This is a genomic window from uncultured Mucilaginibacter sp., assembly GCF_903893715.1.
GTDB lineage: Bacteria > Bacteroidota > Bacteroidia > Sphingobacteriales > Sphingobacteriaceae > Mucilaginibacter.
The window spans coordinates 1-2,532 of sequence record NZ_CAITNG010000044.1; the positions used below are offsets into that span (position 1 = coordinate 1).

The following is a 2,532-nucleotide window of genomic DNA, read 5'->3' on the forward strand; positions in this document are numbered from 1 at the left end:
CTTACGATTTTTATGTATCCGTACCGCAAACCAATTATAAAGTAGGCGATACAGTTCGGTTTCAATTGTCGGGCAATTACGGCGGGTATATCACTTTTTATTCCGGTGAAATAGGTAGAAACTACGCTAACGCCAACCGCACATCACAGGCAGGTGTAAATAAACTTGTTTTCCAAACATCAATGCAGCAAGGAGCGGTACCGCCAGCGGCAAGTCTCGATTCGTTGAAGTTAATGATTTCTACAAATCTTGCAGGATACGATTCTGCGAGTATTGCTAAGGCTACCTGGGTAGATATTACCGCCAGAAATACTAAATGGCCCACGTCTCTTGCTACAACATATACAACTTCCGATTCAGTTGATGTTTCTGATTTCAACACCGCACAGCAGGTTAATTTCGCATTTCACTATATCGGTAAAAGTACCACTGTTGCGCAAAGAAAGTATGAAATACAAAACCTTACATTGAGTAATAATTTGCCTGATGGTACAAATACCCCGTTGTTTTCGGCACCATTTTTAGGCAACACCACTATTTCGGGAAGTACGATTGCGCCCGCATCGTCTTTTGCCTATACCGGTTGGGTGGAGTGTAGTTTTAAAAACCGCGCCACTACGGCATGGAATGTAGGTACGGCGAATGTGAACGGTGGTACAACGCTTCTAAATTCAAGCGGGATAGCAATCCGTACTTCATACCCAATTACGTTTGATCCAAGTGCAGTTGTCGGAGTTCCCGCTAACGATGCCTGGCTTATTACATCGGCAGTTGATTTAAAAACCGTTAAACCCGACGCTGGAATTTATATTCAGGATGAATTAACACCTTCGCCTTTAACTGGATATAATTATGTTTTTAAAACACACGGTACCTATTTGGTAACTTTTGTTGCAAGCAATAGCAATAGTACTACTAGCGCGCAGGTAATAAAACAGATAACCCTTACCGTACAATAAAGATTTTTTTTGTTAATTGAGCCGTTGGGAGGTGACCTGGTTAGTCATCTCCCTTTTTTTACATTTAGTTAATAGTAACGGTTAGCTTGCAAAGCAAAATGAACTGATTCGAAAAATCGATATGTTAAAAAGAAAATTAAAGTATTCGTCCGTTTTATATTTAATTGTGTTTTGTGTTAAACCTGTAAACGCGCAGGTTCACAAAACGTCGAGCGAAACTGTTGTAAAAAACAACATCTCCGAAGTATGGGTTGCCGACAATGGCAATGGGACTTATAAAAATCCGATCATCCATGCGGATTACTCCGATCCGGATGTAATCAGGGTAGGCAGTGATTTTTATCTTACGGCATCCAGCTTTAACAGCGTTCCGGGTTTGCCGATTCTCCACTCAAAAGATTTGGTGAATTGGCAAATTATTGGTCATGTATTTGATAAGCAGTCTCCTGAGGAACGTTACAATACAGTTCAACATGGAGGAGGTGTTTGGGCACCGTCGATACGTTTTCATAACCATGAATTTTATATTTTTTATCCCGATCCGGATATCGGCATTTACATGGTGAAAGCAAAGCGCCCGGCAGGCCCTTGGTCTGTACCGCTTTTGATAAAAAAAGCAAAAGGATGGATTGACCCATGCCCTTTTTGGGATACCGATGGTAAAGCCTATTTAGTAAATGGTATGGCTGCAAGCCGATCGGGCATTAAAAGCACGCTCGTTTTAAGCAGGATGAAAAATGACGGTACAAGATTGCTGGATGATGGCGCTATGATATTTGACGGTCATGACAAAAATCCAACAGTTGAGGGCCCCAAAATTGACAAGTTAAACGGCTATTACTATATACTAGCCCCCGCAGGGGGTGTTGGAGGGGGCTGGGAACTGGCTCTTCGCTCAAAAAACATTTATGGGCCTTATGAGGAAAAGGTGGTACTTGAACAAGGTAAAACGGTAATAAACGGCCCGCACCAAGGTGGGTTGGTCGACACGCAAACCGGAGAGTGGTGGTTTTTACATTTTCAGGATAAGGATGCATATGGTCGGATTGATCATTTAGAACCTGTAAAATGGGTCAAGGGTTGGCCATTGATGGGAGTGGATTTAGATGGAAACGGCATAGGCGAACCGGTGGAAACTTATAAAAAGCCGAATGTTGGCAAAACATATCCGATACAAACCGTCCAGGGATCAGACGAGTTCAATGATGCCAATCTTGGTTTGCAATGGCAATGGGAAGCTAATCCCCAAAATAATTGGATATTTCCAGCAGGTGCTGCGTATGGTAATTTGAGGTTATACAATGTCCCTCATGAAGGCGAATTAAAAAATTTTTGGCAAGTGCCCAATTTGCTTACTCAAAAATTCCCCGCCCCAAGCTTTTCGGCAACCACCAAACTCACTTTTACACCAAGGGGTAATGACGAAGAAACCGGTTTGATTATAACAGGTATTGATTACGCGTATATTTCTATAAAGAAAACGCCCGATGGAATGGTTGTCTCTCAAAGCAAATATATCAATGCAGAAGGGGGAGGAACTGAGACAAAAAGCAACGAGATACAGGTTCAGTCA

At 42.2% G+C, this 2,532-nt stretch carries 2 protein-coding genes; both read left to right on the forward strand.

Features of this window, described 5'->3' with window-relative positions; all coding sequences use genetic code 11:
* Positions 1–959, forward strand: a 959-nt coding sequence (locus tag QZX97_RS05820) for a DUF5017 domain-containing protein (protein WP_295651629.1), incomplete at its 5' end; no start/stop codon positions are given.
* Between the two features lie 121 nt (positions 960–1,080).
* A partial coding sequence (locus QZX97_RS05825) for a glycoside hydrolase 43 family protein (protein WP_295664456.1) occupies positions 1,081–2,532 on the forward strand: 1,452 nt, incomplete at its 3' end.